At 65.7% G+C, this 17,888-nt stretch carries 14 protein-coding genes; 12 read left to right on the forward strand and 2 right to left on the reverse strand.

Annotated features, from left to right (window positions below):
• Positions 1–374: 374 nt before the first annotated feature.
• Complete coding sequence (locus E3T41_RS03920) at positions 375–824, reverse strand: hypothetical protein (protein ID WP_134477422.1); 450 nt, start codon at positions 822–824, stop codon at positions 375–377.
• Between the two features lie 417 nt (positions 825–1,241).
• On the opposite strand from E3T41_RS03920, the gene E3T41_RS03925 reads away from it, so the two are divergent.
• The 6 genes from E3T41_RS03925 (at position 1,242) to leuA (ending at position 11,744) form a co-directional block, all read left to right on the forward strand.
• The gene (locus tag E3T41_RS03925) at positions 1,242–1,718 is read left to right on the forward strand and encodes a DUF2975 domain-containing protein (protein ID WP_134477424.1); all 477 of its coding nucleotides are present in this window, start codon (positions 1,242–1,244) and stop codon (positions 1,716–1,718) included.
• Positions 1,718–1,957, forward strand: coding sequence for a helix-turn-helix transcriptional regulator (locus E3T41_RS03930; RefSeq protein ID WP_092448510.1), 240 nt, complete (start codon positions 1,718–1,720; stop codon positions 1,955–1,957). The genes E3T41_RS03925 and E3T41_RS03930 overlap by 1 nt, the downstream gene beginning before the upstream one ends.
• On the forward strand, positions 1,954–5,730 hold the full coding sequence (locus tag E3T41_RS03935; protein WP_134477426.1) for an SCO7613 C-terminal domain-containing membrane protein: 3,777 nt from the start codon (positions 1,954–1,956) through the stop codon (positions 5,728–5,730). The genes E3T41_RS03930 and E3T41_RS03935 overlap by 4 nt, the downstream gene beginning before the upstream one ends.
• A 164-nt stretch (positions 5,731–5,894) precedes the next feature.
• Positions 5,895–7,244, forward strand: coding sequence for an esterase family protein (locus E3T41_RS03940; protein ID WP_134477428.1), 1,350 nt, complete (start codon positions 5,895–5,897; stop codon positions 7,242–7,244).
• Positions 7,241–9,799, forward strand: coding sequence for a DUF2156 domain-containing protein (locus E3T41_RS03945; protein WP_241991019.1), 2,559 nt, complete (start codon positions 7,241–7,243; stop codon positions 9,797–9,799). Before E3T41_RS03940 ends, E3T41_RS03945 begins: the two co-directional genes overlap by 4 nt.
• 178 nt (positions 9,800–9,977) lie before the next feature.
• Entirely contained in the window at positions 9,978–11,744 is a 1,767-nt protein-coding gene (gene leuA / locus E3T41_RS03950) for a 2-isopropylmalate synthase (RefSeq protein WP_104132831.1), read from the forward strand.
• A 106-nt stretch (positions 11,745–11,850) separates the two neighbouring features.
• On the opposite strand, the gene E3T41_RS03955 is transcribed toward leuA, so the two are convergent.
• Complete coding sequence (locus E3T41_RS03955) at positions 11,851–12,540, reverse strand: hypothetical protein (protein WP_198416385.1); 690 nt, start codon at positions 12,538–12,540, stop codon at positions 11,851–11,853.
• A 168-nt stretch (positions 12,541–12,708) separates the two neighbouring features.
• Between E3T41_RS03955 and recO the strand changes: the two genes are divergently transcribed.
• From recO to E3T41_RS03980, 6 genes are all read left to right on the forward strand, one after another.
• Positions 12,709–13,446 carry a DNA repair protein RecO gene (gene recO, locus E3T41_RS03960; protein ID WP_092448515.1) on the forward strand — a complete coding sequence of 246 codons (738 nt, stop codon included), beginning with the start codon at positions 12,709–12,711 and terminating at the stop codon, positions 13,444–13,446.
• Positions 13,443–14,261 carry an isoprenyl transferase gene (locus E3T41_RS03965; RefSeq protein WP_241991020.1) on the forward strand — a complete coding sequence of 273 codons (819 nt, stop codon included), beginning with the start codon at positions 13,443–13,445 and terminating at the stop codon, positions 14,259–14,261. The genes recO and E3T41_RS03965 overlap by 4 nt, the downstream gene beginning before the upstream one ends.
• A 48-nt stretch (positions 14,262–14,309) precedes the next feature.
• Positions 14,310–15,029 (forward strand): DsbA family protein, encoded by a 720-nt coding sequence (locus E3T41_RS03970; protein WP_241991021.1) that lies wholly within the window; start codon positions 14,310–14,312, stop codon positions 15,027–15,029.
• 96 nt (positions 15,030–15,125) lie between these two features.
• Complete coding sequence (locus tag E3T41_RS18730) at positions 15,126–15,257, forward strand: hypothetical protein (protein ID WP_255411856.1); 132 nt, start codon at positions 15,126–15,128, stop codon at positions 15,255–15,257.
• Positions 15,258–15,393: 136 nt separating this feature from the next.
• Complete coding sequence (gene dusB, locus E3T41_RS03975) at positions 15,394–16,581, forward strand: tRNA dihydrouridine synthase DusB (protein ID WP_092448517.1); 1,188 nt, start codon at positions 15,394–15,396, stop codon at positions 16,579–16,581.
• Positions 16,574–17,824 carry a deoxyguanosinetriphosphate triphosphohydrolase gene (locus tag E3T41_RS03980; protein WP_104132827.1) on the forward strand — a complete coding sequence of 417 codons (1,251 nt, stop codon included), beginning with the start codon at positions 16,574–16,576 and terminating at the stop codon, positions 17,822–17,824. Before dusB ends, E3T41_RS03980 begins: the two co-directional genes overlap by 8 nt.
• Positions 17,825–17,888 lie beyond the last annotated feature (64 nt).

Genomic DNA, 17,888 nt, shown 5'->3' on the forward strand with positions numbered 1-17,888 from the left:
GCGCGGTCGGCGCGGTCGGGGCGACCGGAGCGGGTGCTGTGCTAGTCGGCGCGCCCGACCCGGTTATCGGGCCATCTGCGCGGACAGGGCCAGTGGCTGGTCCCGTTGTGCTTGCAGGGCCAGCGGCCGGGCGGGCTATTGGGTGGGGGATGGTGGTGGGGCGGTCGTGTTTGGTGACGATGATCTGCACGACCGGGCGGCGGCCGCCGAACATGGTGTTCGGGTCGGCGTCAGCGCCGAGTTTGAGCAGCTGGGTGAAGGAATCAGCGGCGATTTGGTCCAGGGTGCGCGGGTCGTCCTTGACGCGCTGACGAGTCCGAGTCGCGGCGGGGCACGGCCGCGGGTAGCGGCGGCAGATCCGGGTGCAACTTCGCCTACGCCGCCGCCCGCGCCGCCGCCCGCGCAGCCTCCCGCTCGGCTTCCGCCACTGCTTCGGCGGCAACCTGCGCGGCCAGCTCAGCCTCCCGGGCAGCATCGGCCGCCCGCCGTTCAGCGGTTTCGGTGTCGTTCATCAGTACGCCCACGGCCAGCAGTTGGCCGGCCTCCATGCGGCTCAGCCCGGTGACGTCTTGCACCATCAGGGTCGGGTTACCAAGCACGTACCGCGCCGCCAACCCCGACTGACCCAACTCCGGCCTGGACCTGCGCGCGATCGTGCCTGCCAGCAACGCCGCGACCGTATTGCTCAGCCACAACAGGTCGGCGATCGGACCACGTGCCGCGAGCACCGCCACATCGGACAGGCCGCCGAACTCGGCACTGGAGCCACCGAGCGCGGCGACAGCGACCGCTACCCGGGTGAGCTCCAGCGCCAGGTTGTTCATAATTCAACCCAACACCCGACCACCGACATTCCCGAGGAAAAATCACGCATAAAAGCACTGAATCGGCGAAAACTCGCAAAGAATACCCAAAGAAATGTTTTAAGGGCCGTTTGATCGCGGTTTTTTTGCCTCACAGGCCGCTCCCGCGCGGCGCTCCCGTACCAGGCTCGCGCGCAGTCCGCCCATGCGGAAGGATTGAACCTACCGGGCAGCCCTGCGGTGGCCGCATCATTCAGGAACAGCGACTTGCGCTCAAAAGCAGCCAGCCTCGTGAACAGAATTTACGATCCGGCATCTCCGACGCCTAGCTGCGACGGATCCCGCAAACGGCCCCGTGCCACAAGTGATCTGTCAACGGTGGGAAATCTATGTATATTGTTTATCGATAGATTTACACCGATAAACGATAGGATTTTCATGCATGGCACGGCGATCATCACCCTGAAAACGCTCATTTTCGCACTGATCGCACTGCTTTTAGCGTGCCAGGTTTTCGTTATTCCAGCGGTCGCGCAGCAGATGGTCGAAAAATCCACCCAACTCGACTACCTCCAGGTGCCCGGGATCGTTGTCACCGTGGCGTTCCTGCTCTGCGTGCAGGTCGCGCTCGTCTGCGTGTGGCGGCTGCTGTCGCTGGTGCGGGCATCCATCATTTTCAGAGTAAACGCATTCAGGTATGTCAATTTCATCCTCGGCATAGTCGCCTTGGCCACCCTCCTCATCCTTGGATCGTTCATCACCCTTGCGGTCGCCGGTGTTGCCTCGCCGTCGGTCATCATGCTGTGCGCGCTCGGAATCGTCATCGGCTCGGGACTCGCTTTGATGATCGTGGTGATGCGCGGGCTCCTGCGTAAGGCATCCAAGCTGGAACAAGACCTGGCGGAAGTGGTCTGATGCCCATCGTCATCAACCTCGACGTCGAACTCGCCAGGAAGAAGATGTCGGTCGCCGACTTTGCCGCCGCAATCGACATCACACCGGCAAACGTTTCTGTGCTCAAAAACGGTCGGGCGAAAGCCGTGCGCTTCTCCACCTTGGATGCGATCTGCCGCGTGCTCGACTGCCAGCCCGGTGACATCTTCATGTGGGTGCCAGAGGATGCGGCCGCCACGACAGCACAAACGGGGGCATGACCGTGCCACGCGCTGTCAAGTCCTGGAATGACGTCGCGATTCGTCACCTACTCGACCGGACGTCGTGCCCCGTCTGCGGGATCGCACTGCCCGATAGCCCGTGCCGCAAATGCGGCGCCGAACTGGTTGGCGCTGCGGCGGCCGAGCTCTGGTCCACCTCCGGGGCGGCTGCTGCGGCGCTCGTCAGGCGGCAGGAGGCACTCGTTCGCGTGGCGCATCCGTCCCGTGCGACCAAAACCGAAGACAGCGCCGTACCGACATCGGCACCGATTCCACAACGGATGCCCGCGCAATTTGGCAAGGGCGCTGCGACCCCGAATATTTCGCGGTCGAGCGCGACGGTGCAGTCAGTGCTCGCAGTCGCGGGCGCTGGATTGTTCGCGATTTCGGCGATCGTCTTCACCTTCTTCAACCCTGACCTCAGGGATCACGCCCTGCGCAGTGTGATCGTCGGCCTGGTCACGCTCCTCTTTCTCGGAGCCAGCTGGTTGCTGGCCCGTCGCCAGCTGCAATTCTCGGCGGAGGCCGTCGGTGGCCTTGGGATGGTCTTCGTCGCCCTCGACGTCTACGCGTTCTCGGAACTGGCGCCGACCGGAGTCAGCCCGTGGGTGTTCGCCGCCACCGGAACACTGGTCAGCGGAGGCGTCATGGTCGTCATGGCGACGCTCGCGCGAATTCGGGGCTGGCTCTGGATCTCGCTCGCCGCGCTCACGCTCGTTCCGGCGATGCTGGGCTACGCGGGCGCAACCACACTGTCGGCAACCCTGGGGCACCTCGGAGTAGCTTTTGTCGCGCTGGCCTTGATCGCGACCATACCCGGGCTTGCGCGGCGGATTGATGCACGCCTGGTATCTGAGCGAGTGACACTGGCGACCATTCAGATCCTCGCGACCGGCATCGTGCTGGCCCAGATAGGCTTCATCGAATTCACCAGCACGACCCAGTACTGGTTGACGATTACCGCCGTGCTGACCGCCGTCGCGGTTCTCGCCCTGCTCACGACCCGGCAGCTCGCCAAAATCTTCTGGAGCGCCGTCACCGGTGCCGCCGCGATGGCGGCCGCGGTCAGTTTGCCCTTCGCGCTCGACCTCGGCGCGCACGGCGCGGACGAGTGGTACCAGGCCGTCGCCCCCGGAGCAGGGGCCGCCGCACTGCTCGTGCTCCAGGCGCTGGCTCCGAGAGCCCACGCCCTCGACCGTCGAGCATTCCTGGGCGGCGTGCTCGCGGTTGCGGGTGTGAGTGTCCTCGTGCCCGTTCTCTCCGCGGTGTTGATCGGGGCCGTCACGGTGCTCACGTCACTGACCGGCTCAGACGGCGGCGCGACCGGATTCATGCCCCCGCACGGCTTTCTCGCCGTTGTGCTCGGCCTGTGCGCCATGGCGGCCGGACTCGGAGCGTTCTCGATTATAAGCAGGCACCGTGATGGCGCCAGAATGGATGCTTCCCCCAAGCTGGCCGCGTGGACCGGCTCGATTGCGATCTGGCTCGCCGCCCTCGCCGGGCTGGCGTTTGCCTGTCAGCCCGTTATGCCCCTGTGGTCGCGCATCGCGATCGCCCTGGGCCTGGCCGTGGCGGCGAGCGTCGCGCTCGTCGCTGTTCCGCGCATCGGTAACGCCGCCCTGAAGATGCGGCTACCCCTCGTGCTGGGCACCCATTTCGCGGTGTTGCTGGCCACGGTCTGCTCCCTGGTCGATGACGTTGTCACGGTCTGGGCGGGCATCGCGATCGTCGCGACCCTCGCCGCCATCGCGCGAACCGTGCCGACCCGGGCACGATTTCTGCACGTCGGTGCAGGTTATGCCTACGCACTGTTCGTCTTCGGCGTGGCGCTCGACCTGCTGGGCATCGGCACGATCGCGTTGCTCTGCCTCACCACATCGCTCGGCTCGATCGGCGCCATCGCCGCGACGTTCCTCCGCCGGGTGGCGGCACCAGCGTGGTACGTGATTCTGGTCGTGACGTCGGTGCCGTTCCTGATCGGGGTTGCGCAGGTGCTTTTCGAGCGCAGCGGCTGGACAGCTTTCTCGACCGCCCTCATCTTTCTTCTGGCACTCACCCTCTTCAACACGCGGCGTGCCGGCCTGGGCCTCGTGCTCCGTGCGATCGCCGCCGGACTCCTCGTTCCGTCACTTGCTGTTGTGGTGATCTGCCTCGGCGCGCAGGTGCTGCTTGGCAGCGCGTCACCGGTGACCTTGCCGATTGTCGCCGTAATTGTCGCCGTCGTGCTTCCGAGCACCGGCCTGATCCGGTCGATGCTGGGCAAGCAGGGAATTGGTACGCGGGATGCGGCAGCTGCCCGGATCGCGATTGAAGCCTCCACACTGCTCACCGCGGCGATCGCGGTCGCTCTGGCGCTCGTGCGCGTCGCTGCCGGGCTGCCGACCACCTTCATCGTGCTGCTCGTTCTCGGGCTCGGTGCCGCGGCCACATCGTTGTGGGCACAGCGCCGCTACGGGTGGTGGGTCGCCGCTGCCTCATTCACGGGTGCGCTCTGGTGTCTGTGGGCCATCGCCGGAATCGGCGTGCTCGAACCCTACCTGCTGCCACCGAGCCTGGCCGCCGCGACTGTCGGCCTGATCCTCACGGCACGCGGTTCCCGCGCCGTGTCGCTGTACGCGGCGGGTCTGGTCGTGGCCGTCGCACCCATCCTGGTGATTGTGACAGTATCCGGCTCGGGAACGGCCGCGCTGGCGCCGTGGCGTGGTTACGGCCTGATCGCGGGGTCCTGGCTTCTGCTCGGCCTCGGCATGCTGCTCGGCCTCGGCCTCGGCATGCTGCTCGGCCGGGGCGCTTCCGCGCGCGCCGAATACCTTCGAGTCCTGCAACGGCCGACTTTGGGGGTCGCGATCGCTGCCGGGGCGGCCGGTGCCATTCAGGGGGCGAGATTCGGTCTCGGTGCCGACCCGATCCTGGCCGGTGGAGTGCCGCTCGTTCTGCTCAGCCTCGCAATCGGCCTCGCCGGTGCACTGCCTGCAGCCCTCGGCGCTCGAGCCATCCTCAGGATCGCCCCGCAGGGGTCGCGGTTATCCCGCACCCGCTGGTTGTACGCGCCCACGGCGGTCTACGTCGCAGTCGCCACCTGGCCCTCGATCGAGCGCGATTGGTTCACGATCTGGATGATGTGGTCCCTCATGCTCGCCTACCTCCTAGCCGTCGTCGTCATCGCTTGGCGGCTGCGTAACCGGCCGAGCAGCCTTCCACCCGTGTGGTTCGTCTTCGCGATCGCGTTCCTCACCGCGATCGTGGCGTGGAGTCCGCGCGAGCTGCGGGTCGAGTGGTTCTCCCTGCCGCTGGGGTTCTTCTTGATTGCGGCCGGCGCCGTAGTCCTGACTGGTGCGCGAGCGGATGCTGCCCGCCAGCAGCCAGACAGCGGCAGCAGGCAAGACGGCACGGTGACCGGCTGGCCAGCCGGCTGGTACGGCTCGTGGCCGCTGCTCGCCCCCGGCGTCGTGACCCTGCTCGTGGCATCGGTAGCGGCCACTTTCACCGACCCACAGACTTGGCGGGCGATCCTCGTGATCGTCATTGCGCTCGTCGCCATCCTGAGCGGCTCGAGTCTCAAGCTCGCAGCGCCGTTCCTGATCGGAATCGTCGTGCTTCCGCTCGAGAACGTTCTGGTCTTTCTCGTGCAGATCGGTCGGGGGATCGAGTCGATGCCGTGGTGGATCACCCTGGCCGTTGTCGGCGCCGTGCTCCTCATCATCGCCGTCACCTATGAGCGCAGGTCGGGGGAAGAGAACAGCATCACTGACCGCCTGCGCGACCTGCGCTAGGAGCCTGCTGGGGAGCGTCAGTAGAGAGACGGCGGGGAAGCATCCGCCCGCGGGCTGGGTGTGAGCCGAGCGCCAGCCGTGGTTTCGCCGAACACGGGCTGATAACTCAGCACGACCCGCGCAGGAATGTGCCGGTGGTGCCAAAGTGAGAGCGGAGGATCTGAATGAACTCGCTGCTCTCGGGCGTCAACCCGCTCGATCTGGACCTCGTCGGCCTTCCCCTCCTCACCATCCTCTACGCGGCAACCGGCCTTGCGCTGCTGCTCGTGCTGCTCGGCCCGACCGGCGTTCGCCGGGCCATCGTCACCGTCATCGGTGCCGTCGTGGGCGCGGCTGTCGGCTGGGCGCTGGCCTGGTTCATCAGCGATGTCTGGGACCCGTGGGGAGTGTCTCTTTCTACCGGAACCCGGCTGTGGACCGCCGCCCTGGGGGCCAGTCTTGCCGTGGTAGTGCTGAACCTGCGCGGCCAGGTGCGTTGGCGCCGCGTCGTAGCGGTGTGCGCTATCGGACTCTGTCTGCTCAGCGCCGCAGCGGGAATCAACGCTGACGTCGGCCAGTTTCCGACGCTGCGTGTCGCCCTCGGGCTCGCGAGCTACCCGCCGCTCGACGAGGCCCTCGCAGCTGCACAGGCCCCGGACGCACAGACCAGAGCGGCACATCCCGACTCAGCGAATGCCACCGGCCTCGCAGCCGAGGGTACCGGTGTCGTGGGCACGGTCAGCATTCCAGCCACGGAATCCGGTTTCGCCGCCCGGGACGCGCTGGTCTATCTGCCGCCAGCGGCGCAGCTCCCGTACCCACCGGCCCTGCCCGTGGTCGAGATGCTCTCCGGTCAGCCCGGAAGCCCCAGCGACGTGTTCACGGCCGGTCATCTGGCGAGCATTCTCGACACCTACTCTCGGGCGCATTCCGGTCTCGCCCCGATCCTTGTTGTTCCCGATCAACTCGGCGCGCCGGGCAACAACCCGATGTGCGTCGACTCCGCGCTCGGCAACTCGGCCAGTTACCTCACCATCGACGTTCCAGCCTGGATCAAGTCTCACCTGCACGTTGCCGCCCAGCCGGCCGGATGGACCATCGCCGGGTTTTCCCAGGGAGGCACCTGCTCCATACAACTCGGCGCGGCACACCCCCAAGTATTCAGTACGATTTTGGACATCTCGGGAGAGCTCGTTCCCAGCAACGGAAGCGAGGCGCACACCGTGCAATCCGGTTTCGGCGGCAGCGTTTCCCGCTATGCGACCGCTGCGCCGACCGCCATCCTCGCCACCCACGCGCCCTACGCCGGGTTCGGTGCGATCTTCGTGGTCGGTGACGACGATATTCGCTTTCTCCCCGGCATACGCGCGGTAGCGGATGCCGCCCAGCGCGCCGGCGTCGACACTCACCTCTTCGAGTCACCCGGTACCGCCCACGACTGGCATACCGTCGACTACGCCTGGACCACCGCGCTGCCGATCATCGCCGCGCGCACCGCACTGCTCGCGCCCGCCATGATTGCGATGACCCAGTGACCACCGGCAGTCTCAAATCCGACGCCACCACGAGCGACCCAGGCAGGCCCGGCTCGGGTTCCGCACTGCGCTCGTCGATCCGATGGGCGCGGCAGCGACCGTTCGCCGTCGGCTACGCCGCCGCACTCCTCGCGGTGGGCCTCGCGACCGGAGTGATCTCGGGACCGGCGCGCAGCATCCGCTTATTGCTCGGTACCGGCTACGAATCGGTCATCGACCACGGCCACTGGTGGTCACCGCTGACCTCGGTGTTCTTCGTCGACGACGGCGCCGAACTACTGCTCGCGCTGGCCGGAACGCTGATCGTGCTCGGCTTCGCCGAACGGCTGATGGGAACGTGCCGCACCGCGATCGCCTTTCTCGTCACCGCCATTCTCGGCGCGACGATCGGCATCGGTGCGCAATTCCTCGGCGTTGCCGGCGGGGAGATGTGGTCGCGCGGAGTCAGCGAACTCTGGGCGATGGACCCGTTCACTCCGATCTTCGGAAGCGCGCTGGCGGCCAGTTTCTTCGCCGGGCCGCTCTGGCGTCGTCGTATTCGTGTGCTCGGGGTGTCGACCGTGCTGGTGCTGGTGTTGTACTCCGGCCAACCGTCCGACCTGTACCGTCTGCTCGCCGTGCTGGTCGGGCTCGGCGTTGGCTGGTTCGGGGTTGGCTGGCGGAGTCGACCGATTCGGCCGTTGAGCGCCTGGCGGCGCAGCTCCGATCACGAATCCCGCACCCTGCTCGCGGCGATCGTGGGCATGGTCGCCGTCGGGCCGGTCATCACCATCTTCTCCGGCGCCCGGTACGGCCCGCTCGCACCGCTCGGCCTGCTGCTCACCCAAGACGTACCGACGGCTGGCGACGTCGTCGACCGCTGCCTGCTGGGCGACATCACCCGGCAGTGTGTGCAGGAGCTCAGCCTCGAACGCATCGGCGGGGCCGGCCCGGTGCTGGTGAGCCTACTTCCCCTGCTCACCCTCGTCGTTGCCGCCTTCGGGCTGGCTCGCGGCCGCCGGTTCGCCGCCTGGCTCGCCATCACCCTCAACGCCGGGCTCGCGCTGCTTGCCGCCTGGTATTACGGGCTGCTGCCGATCTCCGGGCAACCCTACGTCTGGCAGTGGCAGTCCGGTCGCTATTGGGAGGTCACCCTTATTCTCGGAGTGTCGGTGCTCGTTCCGCTCCTGGTCGCAGTGGTCATCCTGGCCAATCTGCGTCACTTTCCGGTCGCTACCCGCACCGGCCAGTGGCACCGGTTTCTGCTCGTTACCGTCGGAAGTTTCACCGGCCTCGCCGCAGCCTACGTGGGCCTGGGCTGGTTGCTCCGGACCCATTTTCGGCCCGGCGTCACATTGTTCGATTTAATAGCGGATGTCCCTGAGCGGTTCATCCCGGTCGGCTTTCTCCGGCTCGAACGGGTGTCCTTTCTGCCCAATGACGCCCTGGCCACCACGCTCTATGACAGCGTCGGTGCCGTGTTCTGGATCATCGTCTTCGTCGGCGCGATCGTGGCCCTGCGCAGCGTAGCGGTCGGTCCCAGCGTCGACGCTTCGGCACGCTTGCGCACGCTGCTCAGCACCTTCGGCGGCGGGTCGCTCGGGTTTATGGCCACCTGGAGAGGGAACTCGCTCTGGTTCAGCGCGAGCGGACGAACGGCCATCGCCTACCGCGTGGTCAATGGCATCGCCATCACAACGTCCGAACCGATCGGGCCGCGCTCGGAAGCCGCCGAAGCGGTCGCGTTTTTCGCCCGGATGTGCGACGACCACGGCTGGGTTTCGGTGTTCTACAGCCTGCACGACAGCTGGAAAAGTGTTTTCGTCGCTATGGGCTGGCCCACCATGCAGGTGGGGGAGGAGACGCTCCTGCGGCCGAGCACCTGGAGCACGACCGGAAGGAAGTGGCAGGACATTCGCTCGTCAATCAATCGCGCCGATCGAGCCGGGGTGCGAGCAGAGTGGACCACCTACCGGTCGCTGTCCCTCACCGCGGCGGCCCAAATCGCAGAAATCTCCGAGCAGTGGGTGCAGGAAAAGGAACTCCCCGAACTCGGGTTCACCCTCGGCGGGCTCGATGAACTGCACGACCCGGAGGTGCGCCTCATGCTCGCCGTCGACAGTGCGGAGCGGGTGCACGCCGTGACCAGTTGGTTGCCCACCCGCCGAGACGGCGAGATCATCGGTTGGACCCTTGATTTCATGCGGCGGCGACCGGACAGCATCAACGGAGTGATGGAATTTCTGATCGCGCAAACCGCGGAGCGCATGCAGGAGCGCCCCGAGGTCGAGTTTCTGAGCCTGTCGGTGGCGCCGCTCGCGCCGGTATCCGGCCCGCGGCAGGGCGGTATTGCCGCCGGCCTGCTCGACTATCTCGGTCGCACGCTCGAGCCGGTGTACGGGTTTCGGTCATTGCTCTTGTTCAAGAACAAGTTCCAGCCGGAGTTCGCGCCGGTCTTCATGTCGTTCCCGGATCCGGTCGCGCTGCCCGAGATCGGCCTCGCGCTCGCTCGTGCCTACCTTCCCAGCCTGTCGGTGCGGGAAGTGGTGACGTTGGCGCGGGGACTGAGCCAGTAGCATCCGCTGGCAGTGGCCCTCTGACACGACGTGGTCGAAACCAGGCCAAACGGTGCTAGCCTGAAAATGTGTTGAACGGTGCGCTCCTCCTTAGCTGCCGCGACGGGTCCTAATCTAAAGGCCTCCCTCGTCGCGGCGTTCGTCGTTGGCTGTGCGACACCCACGAGGAAACAGGATCATGAAGAACAATCAGACCGCGTCCACCCTGCCGATTCACCGCTACCGCCCGTACCACGAGCAGTTCGCCGTCGAGCTGCCCGACCGTACCTGGCCGAGTAAACGCATCACGGTTGCACCGCGTTGGTGCGCGGTCGACCTGCGGGACGGCAACCAGTCGCTCATCGACCCGATGAGCCCCGAGCGCAAGCGCATCATGTTCGACCTGCTCGTGCGCATGGGCTACAAGGAGATCGAGGTGGGCTTTCCCTCGGCGAGCCAGACCGACTTCGACTTCGTGCGCAGCCTCATCGACGAGAACGCCATCCCCGACGACGTTACGATCCAGGTTCTGACCCAGGCTCGCGAACATTTGATCAAGCGCACCTACGAGTCGATCACCGGCGCCAAACAGGCCATCGTGCACTTCTATAACTCCACCAGTATTTTGCAGCGCGAGGTGGTGTTTCGCGAGCAGAAGCAGGGCATCGTCGATCTGGCCCTGTTCGGGGCCCGCCTGTGCAAGCAGATGGAAGCGACCATTCCCGGCACGACCATCTACTACGAGTACTCGCCCGAGAGCTTCACCGGCACCGAACTCGACTTCGCCGTTGACATCTCCAACCAGGTCATCGAGATTTTGCAGCCGACCCCGGAGCGCAAAGTCATTCTCAACTTGCCGGCGACCGTCGAAATGGCCACGCCCAATGTGTACGCCGATTCCATTGAGTGGATGAGCCGTCACCTGACCCAGCGCGAGAACGTGTTGATCTCACTGCACCCACACAATGACCGCGGCACCGCGATTGCCGCCGCCGAACTGGGCTACCTGGCCGGTGCCGACCGCATCGAAGGCTGCCTGTTCGGCAACGGTGAGCGCACCGGAAACGTCGACCTCGTCGCCCTCGGCGTGAACCTGTTCACGCAGGGAATCGACCCACAGATCGACTTCAGCAACATCGACGAGATCAAGCGCACCGCGGAATACTGCAACCAGCTGCCCGTGCCCGAGCGCAACCCGTGGGCTGGCGACCTCGTCTTCACCGCGTTCAGCGGTTCGCACCAGGACGCCATCAAAAAGGGCTTCGAAGCGATGGATGCCGATGCCGCCAAACAGGGCTGCACGGTCAACGACCTGGTCTGGGCCGTTCCGTATCTGCCGATCGACCCCAAGGACCTCGGCCGCAGCTATGAGGCTGTGATTCGGGTCAACTCGCAGTCCGGCAAGGGCGGCGTCGCTTACCTGCTCAAAACCGACCACGCCCTCGACCTGCCACGCAAGCTGCAGATCGAGTTCTCTGGCGTCGTGCAGGCCAAAACGGATGCCGAGGGTGGCGAGGTCACCAGCGAGCAGATCTGGGACATCTTCAACGACGAGTACCTGCCGGCTACGGTCAAGAACCCGGAAGCCCAGTGGGGCCGGTTTGAACTGCACTCCACGCGCACCTCAAGCGACCTGTCCGGCACCGTCGACCTCGCGGTCGAACTTCGTGACGGCGACACCGTGGCGCAGGCCACCGGCCCCGGCAACGGCCCGATCAACGCGTTCCTCGGCGTCATGGCCGAGCGCGGCATCGCGATCACGCTCTACGACTACGTCGAGCACGCGCTGTCGGCCGGGGGCGACGCCCAGGCTGCCGCCTATGTCGAGCTCGACGTGAACGGCAAGCGTTACTGGGGCGTCGGCATCGACGCGGACATTTCCACCGCTTCGCTCAAGTCGGTTGTCTCCGCCGTCAACCGCGGCATTCGCGCCGAGGTCGGCGACCGGGAGCTGTCCGCCGTCTAAGCTGACAGCATCCGCTCAAACGCAACACACGAAAGCCCAGACTCTGCAGTCTGGGCTTTCGTTGCACCATCCGGGTGCGGTCGGGGGCCTGGCTGTGTGCTGGGTACTAAGCCAGGGCTGGCAGTTGCGCCGTTCGGTCTGGTGTACGGGTGCCGAGGAGGACGCGACAATCGTTGATTGCATGGTCCAGCAGGACATACAGCCGGGCGTCCGGGTCGGAAATACACGCCTCGCTGATGCCCTGCACGGCGACGCGAATGATCGTGTCGGCGGTGCGCGGCGTGAACTTGGTGTGCGACCAGGAATGCACGCTGCCAAGGAAGTCACGCGCCCACCGTTCGGCGTCTGGCGCTTTTTGCAGAGCAGTCCGAATGAGCGGGCCGACCCGCTCGGCGAACTGCGGGTCAAGAACGGATGCGTTCCGCTCGCAGGTCAGCACGCCCACGGCGAGCGCGCGCTGGCGTTCCAGGCTCGCTGTCGGAAGGGCTTCGCAGCCAGCGCGCAGGGCGACCACGATTTCGATTCGCTTGTCGATGCGCTGATCGGAACTGGTCAGGCCGATGACCGACGGAATCAGCAGGGCGAGTCGTGACCTGGCATCGTCGGAAGTGCAATCGTTGACCATCCGGGCGAGCGAGGCCAGCACCGGGTGGGTGCAGGCCGGGTGGTCGCTCCAGGACTCGCCGGCGAGGTAGGAGGCGAACTCCATGAAGCAGCCGCCACTTTTCGGAGTGCGGTGCTTGCCTCTCGACAGCACGGGCATAATGTCGGGCAGACTGCCCTGGACTGGTTTCATGAAAAACCTCCATACCACGGGGACTACGTGCTCTAAGTTTCCCCCCATCTGCCCGGAAAGACCAGAGTCTGATGCGACTCGTGACACATTTTCAGCGACCGGAGGCATCCGTTTGACAGGTACTCGAGCCGTGACCGAAGTCTGCGCGACAGAGTGGGATAATTACCTGTGCCTGTCTACCGAGATGAAGCCGTTGTGCTGCGCACCCACAAGCTGGGTGAAGCCGACCGCATCGTCACCATGCTCACTCGCGCGCACGGCAAGGTGCGCGCCGTGGCCAAGGGCGTGCGCCGCACCGGCTCCAAGTTCGGCGCCCGGCTGGAGCCGTTCATGGTCGCCGATGTGCAGCTGTACGAGGGCCGCAGCCTCGACATCATCACGCAGGCCGAGTCCCTCGGCTCCTACGGCGCCCTGATCACGGCCGACTACGGCAGCTACACCGCGGCGAGCGTCATGGTCGAAACGGCCGACAAACTCACCGAATCCGAGGGGTCGCTGCAGCAATACCTGCTGCTCGTCGGTGCGCTGCGGTCGCTGTCCCGGCAGGAGCACGGCTCCCACCTCACCCTCAACTCCTATTTATTACGTGCCGTATCGATGGCCGGCTGGGCGCCGAGCTTTCAGGACTGCGCCCGCTGCGGCGCCACGCAGTCAAGTGATGGCGGGCAACACTCGGCCATGGTCGTGCAGCTCGGTGGCATCGTCTGCGACTCTTGCGCCCCACCCGGGTCGCCGCGGCTCGACGCAGCGACGATCGGCCTACTCAGCGCCCTGCTCACCGGCGACTGGGAGCACGCCGCGGCGAGCCCAGATCGCACGCAAAACCAGGCCGCCGGAGTCGTCGCCGCCTACACCCAGTGGCACCTGGGCCGCGGGCTTCGCTCGCTGGAACACGTCGCCCGATGATGGCCGGCCTGTTCGGCCATAAACCGTTCACCCACAAGGACGCCGTCGCGTTCAAACCGCTCGACTGGACCGGCCTGTACCCGCCCGATCTGCCCCGAAAGGTCGTGCCGGAGCATGTCGCCGTAGTCATGGACGGCAACGGCCGCTGGGCCAACGGCCGGGGCCTCACCCGGATCGAAGGGCACAAGGCCGGCGAGGCAGCCCTGCTCGACGTCGTCGCCGGAGCCATCCAGATCGGCGTCAAACAGCTCAGCGTGTATGCCTTCTCTACCGAAAACTGGAAGCGTTCGCCCGATGAGGTGCGTTTTCTGATGGGCTTCAACCGGGACGTGCTGCACCGCCGCCGCGATCAGCTCAACGAGTGGGGCGTGCGGGTCAGGTGGGCCGGGCGCAAGCCGAAGCTGTGGGCATCCGTTGTTAACGAGCTGCAGTTTGCCGAGAAACTCACCGCGGGCAATGACGTACTCACCCTCACGATGTGCGTGAACTATGGCGGGCGCACCGAGATCGCGGATGCCGTGCGCGCGCTGGCCGAGGATGTCGCCGCCGGCAGGCTGAAGCCGTCGGGAATCACCGAGAAAACCATCGCCAAGCAGCTGTACGTGCCCGAGCTGCCCGACGTCGACCTGTTCGTGCGCAGCTCGGGGGAGCAGCGCACCAGCAACTTCATGCTTTGGCAGAGCGCCTATGCCGAGATGGTTTTTCTCGATACCCTGTGGCCGGACTTCACCCGAGTCGACCTGTGGCACGCGGTCGAGCTGTATGCCGCCCGCAACCGTCGTTATGGCGGAGCGGTCGACACCCCGACGGCCTGAATATTTCGGTTGGGGAATACCGGGGCCCTGTGCCCCGTTGGCCCGAGTGTGACTGATACAACTAGTACCGAAGCGTCCGCATCCGTGAGCACCGACACCATCAAGGTGGACATCTGGTCCGATGTGCAATGCCCCTGGTGCTACATCGGTAAACGTAAGTTTGAGGCCGGTGTCGCCCAGTTCGACGGGACCGTCGAGGTCGAGTATCACAGCTTTGAACTTTCACCCGATACCCCGGTCGATTACGCCGGAACGCCTGTGCAGTACCTCAGTGAGAAGAAGGGTATGCCCCTCGCCGAGGTGGAGCAGATGCTCGAGCGTGTCACCGGCATCGCCGAGAGCGTTGGCCTGCACTACGACTACGACTCCGTGCACCAGACCAACACGGTCATTTCGCACGAACTACTGCACTACGCCAAGGCGCACGGCCGTCAGCTCGAGATGAAGGAACGCCTACTCAAGGCCTACTTCATCGATGGCCGCCACGTTGGCCGGATCGAAGACCTCGCCGACCTCGCCGCCGAGATCGGACTCGACCGAGCCGACGTCGTGCGGTCACTCACCGCCCACGAGCACCTCGCCGCGGTCAAGGCCGACGTGGCACAGGCCGGCGCCTACGGCATCCAGGGCGTTCCGTTCTTCGTGATCGACGGCCGCTACGGCATTTCCGGCGCGCAGGATCCGACGGCGTTCACTCAGGCGCTCGACCAGGCCCGCGCCGACCGCTCGGCCAAGACCGGGGACGGGGTCGACGACGTCCCCGCGTAACCCGATACCCAGCGAACTCGCGTAGCCTGACGGGTAAGCAACCAGCTGTACCCGCAGACTTCACCGTTTCACCCAATTGATTCAAGGAGATAACTCATGACTGACACCATCACTACCCCGCCCGTCTTCACCGACGCTGCCGGTCGTCCCACCATCGAGCTCCTGGGTGCTGCGACCGCGACCGACGAAGCCGCTGGCTCCTGCTGCGGTGGCGGCTGCTGCAGCTGATCTGAGCCCATTTCGTCAACAGCGCAGCTGCCGTACGCCCCTTTCCGGGCGCGGCAGCTGCGTTTTTGTGTGCGCCCGGCATCCGCGATGCAGAGGATTCGGAGCACCACGCGCTTTCTGGGAGAATTGACCCACCATGACTTCACCTACTTCCGCCTACGACCAGCGGGCGCCGATCGACCAATTGGCCGTTGGTCCGCTCAGTATCGGCCCGCTCACGCTTGACGTGCCCGTGGTGCTCGCGCCGATGGCCGGCATCACCAATACCGCATATCGCCGGCTGTGCCGCGAATACGGCGCTGGACTGTTTGTGAGCGAGATGATCACTTCGCGCGCGCTCGTCGAACGCAACACCGAGACCATGCGGTTGATCACCCATCATGAGAGCGAAACCACCCGCTCCATTCAGCTCTACGGTGTTGACCCGAAAACGGTGTCCGAGGCCGTGACCATGCTCGTCGCTGAGGACCGTGCCGATCACATCGACCTCAACTTCGGCTGCCCGGTTCCCAAGGTCACCCGCAAGGGCGGGGGAGCTGCCCTGCCGTGGAAGATCGGCCTGTTCCGTCAGATCGTGGAGGCCGCAGTGACTGCGGCCGGGCCGATTCCGCTGACCGTCAAGATGCGCAAGGGCATCGACGCCGACCACCTCACCTACATTGAGGCTGGCAAGGCCGCCGCCGGAGCCGGCGTCGCCTCCATCGCCCTGCACGGCCGAACGGCCGCCGAGTTCTACTCCGGCCACGCCGACTGGTCGGCAATTGAGAAGCTCAAGAACGCCATCAGTGACGTGCCGGTGCTCGGCAACGGCGACATCTGGTCGGCCGACGACGCCCTGCGCATGGTCAGTGAAACCGGATGCGACGGCGTCGTCGTCGGGCGCGGCTGCCTCGGCCGTCCGTGGCTGTTCGGCGACCTCGCCGCTGCATTTCGCGGTCAGGAACTCAAAGCCGAACCGGGGCTCGGCCAGGTCATCAACGCCTTCCGCCGCCACGCCGAACTGCTCACCGAATACTTCGACAGCGAAGACCGGGCCTGCCGCGATATTCGCAAGCACGTCGCCTGGTACTTCAAGGGCTACCCGGTCGGCGGCGATCTGCGCGCGAGCCTGGCGATGGTGCAGTCTCTCGCGCAGCTCGACGACCTGCTCGGCACCCTCGACGCCTCGCTGCCTTACCCGGGCTCAGACGTTGAGGGCCCGCGCGGGCGCGCGGGAACACCGAAGAAACCGTCGCTGCCCGAGCACTGGCTCGAGTCTCAGGATCTTTTCGGGGCGGAGCGACTGAATTTGACCGAGGGCGAAGGGGATACCAGCGGTGGCTAACAAAACCGGATACAGCGAGACCGACGAGGCCCGCTGGTTTCCCGAAGAGCACTACTCGCGGCGCAGTGACTTTGCCCGCGACCGCGCCCGACTGCTGCACTCGAGCGCTCTGCGGCGCCTCGCGGCCAAGACGCAGGTCCTCAGTCCCACGGCGGGGCTCGACTTTGCCCGCAACCGACTGACCCACTCGCTCGAGGTCGCCCAGGTCGGGCGGGAGATCGCCTCCCGCCTCAACGTCGACCCCGACATCGTCGATACCGCCTGCCTCGCGCACGACATCGGGCATCCTCCCTTTGGACACAACGGCGAGAAGGCGCTCAGCCTGTGGTCGGAAGACATCGGCGGCTTCGAGGGGAACGCGCAGACCCTGCGATTGCTCACCCGGCTCGAGCCGAAGGTGTTTGGACCCGACGGGCGAAGCTACGGACTCAACCTGACCCGGGCGAGCCTCGACGCAAGCTGCAAGTATCCCTGGCCAGAAGGATCCTCGGTCTATGACCCGAGCGGGCGGGCCAAGTTCGGGTTCTACCAGGACGACCTGGCCGCGTTCGAGTGGCTGCGCGAGGGAGCGCCCGACCGACAACTCTGCATCGAAGCCCAGGTGATGGACCTCTCCGACGACATCGCGTACAGCGTGCACGACTTCGAAGACGCCATCGTCAACGGCTACGTCGACGTGGCAGCCCTGAGCAGCCGCGCAGATCACGACGAACTCCTCGCCACCATGTCGGAGTGGATCGGCGACCAGACCAGCGCGGAGGACTTGGCGACCGCGTTCAACCGGCTCGACTCCCTCGATGTCTGGATGGACTCCTGGACCGCCGGGCGACGCGACCAGGGCCACCTCAAGAACCTCACCAGCCAGCTCATCGGCCGGTTCAGCAGTGCTGCCGTACACGCCACCAAAGAAGCACACCCCGGTGCGAACATGCTGCGGTTCGGGGCGAATGTGATCGTGCCGCGGGAGATCCAGGCCGAAATCTCGGTGCTCAAGGGCATTGTCGCGGCCTTCGTCATGACCCGCAATACCCGCAAGCCCATCTACGTGCAGCAGCGCCAGGTGCTCACCCTGCTCGCCGAAACCCTGCACCAGTCCGGCGACGAACACCTCGACCCCGGCTTTCGCGAAGACTGGCAGGCCGCCGCCGACGATGCCGCCCGCAAGCGCGTCATCGTCGACCAGGTCGCGAGCCTCACCGACCAGTCCGCCCTGGCCTGGTACGAGCGCCTGGTGCAGGGCTAGCGCTCTGCCCGGTTTGAAGGCTCGACGCGCCGAGCGGCTCCTTCAAGCTCGATAAGCTGAAGGG

The organism is Cryobacterium sp. Hh38 (genome assembly GCF_004403235.1).
Taxonomy (GTDB): domain Bacteria; phylum Actinomycetota; class Actinomycetes; order Actinomycetales; family Microbacteriaceae; genus Cryobacterium; species Cryobacterium levicorallinum.

Excerpts from the sequence above, each read along its gene's own strand:
- E3T41_RS18730 (WP_255411856.1), top strand. The coding sequence starts at position 15,126 with ATGACTGACACCATCACTACCCCGCCCGTCTTCACCGACGCTGCCGGT.
- dusB (WP_092448517.1), top strand. The coding sequence starts at position 15,394 with ATGACTTCACCTACTTCCGCCTACGACCAGCGGGCGCCGATCGACCAA.
- E3T41_RS03955 (WP_198416385.1), bottom strand. The coding sequence starts at position 12,540 with ATGAAACCAGTCCAGGGCAGTCTGCCCGACATTATGCCCGTGCTGTCG.
- leuA (WP_104132831.1), top strand. The coding sequence starts at position 9,978 with ATGAAGAACAATCAGACCGCGTCCACCCTGCCGATTCACCGCTACCGC.
- E3T41_RS03920 (WP_134477422.1), bottom strand. The coding sequence starts at position 824 with ATGAACAACCTGGCGCTGGAGCTCACCCGGGTAGCGGTCGCTGTCGCC.
- E3T41_RS03965 (WP_241991020.1), top strand. The coding sequence starts at position 13,443 with ATGATGGCCGGCCTGTTCGGCCATAAACCGTTCACCCACAAGGACGCC.
- E3T41_RS03930 (WP_092448510.1), top strand. The coding sequence starts at position 1,718 with ATGCCCATCGTCATCAACCTCGACGTCGAACTCGCCAGGAAGAAGATG.
- E3T41_RS03925 (WP_134477424.1), top strand. The coding sequence starts at position 1,242 with ATGCATGGCACGGCGATCATCACCCTGAAAACGCTCATTTTCGCACTG.
- E3T41_RS03935 (WP_134477426.1), top strand. The coding sequence starts at position 1,954 with ATGACCGTGCCACGCGCTGTCAAGTCCTGGAATGACGTCGCGATTCGT.
- E3T41_RS03940 (WP_134477428.1), top strand. The coding sequence starts at position 5,895 with ATGAACTCGCTGCTCTCGGGCGTCAACCCGCTCGATCTGGACCTCGTC.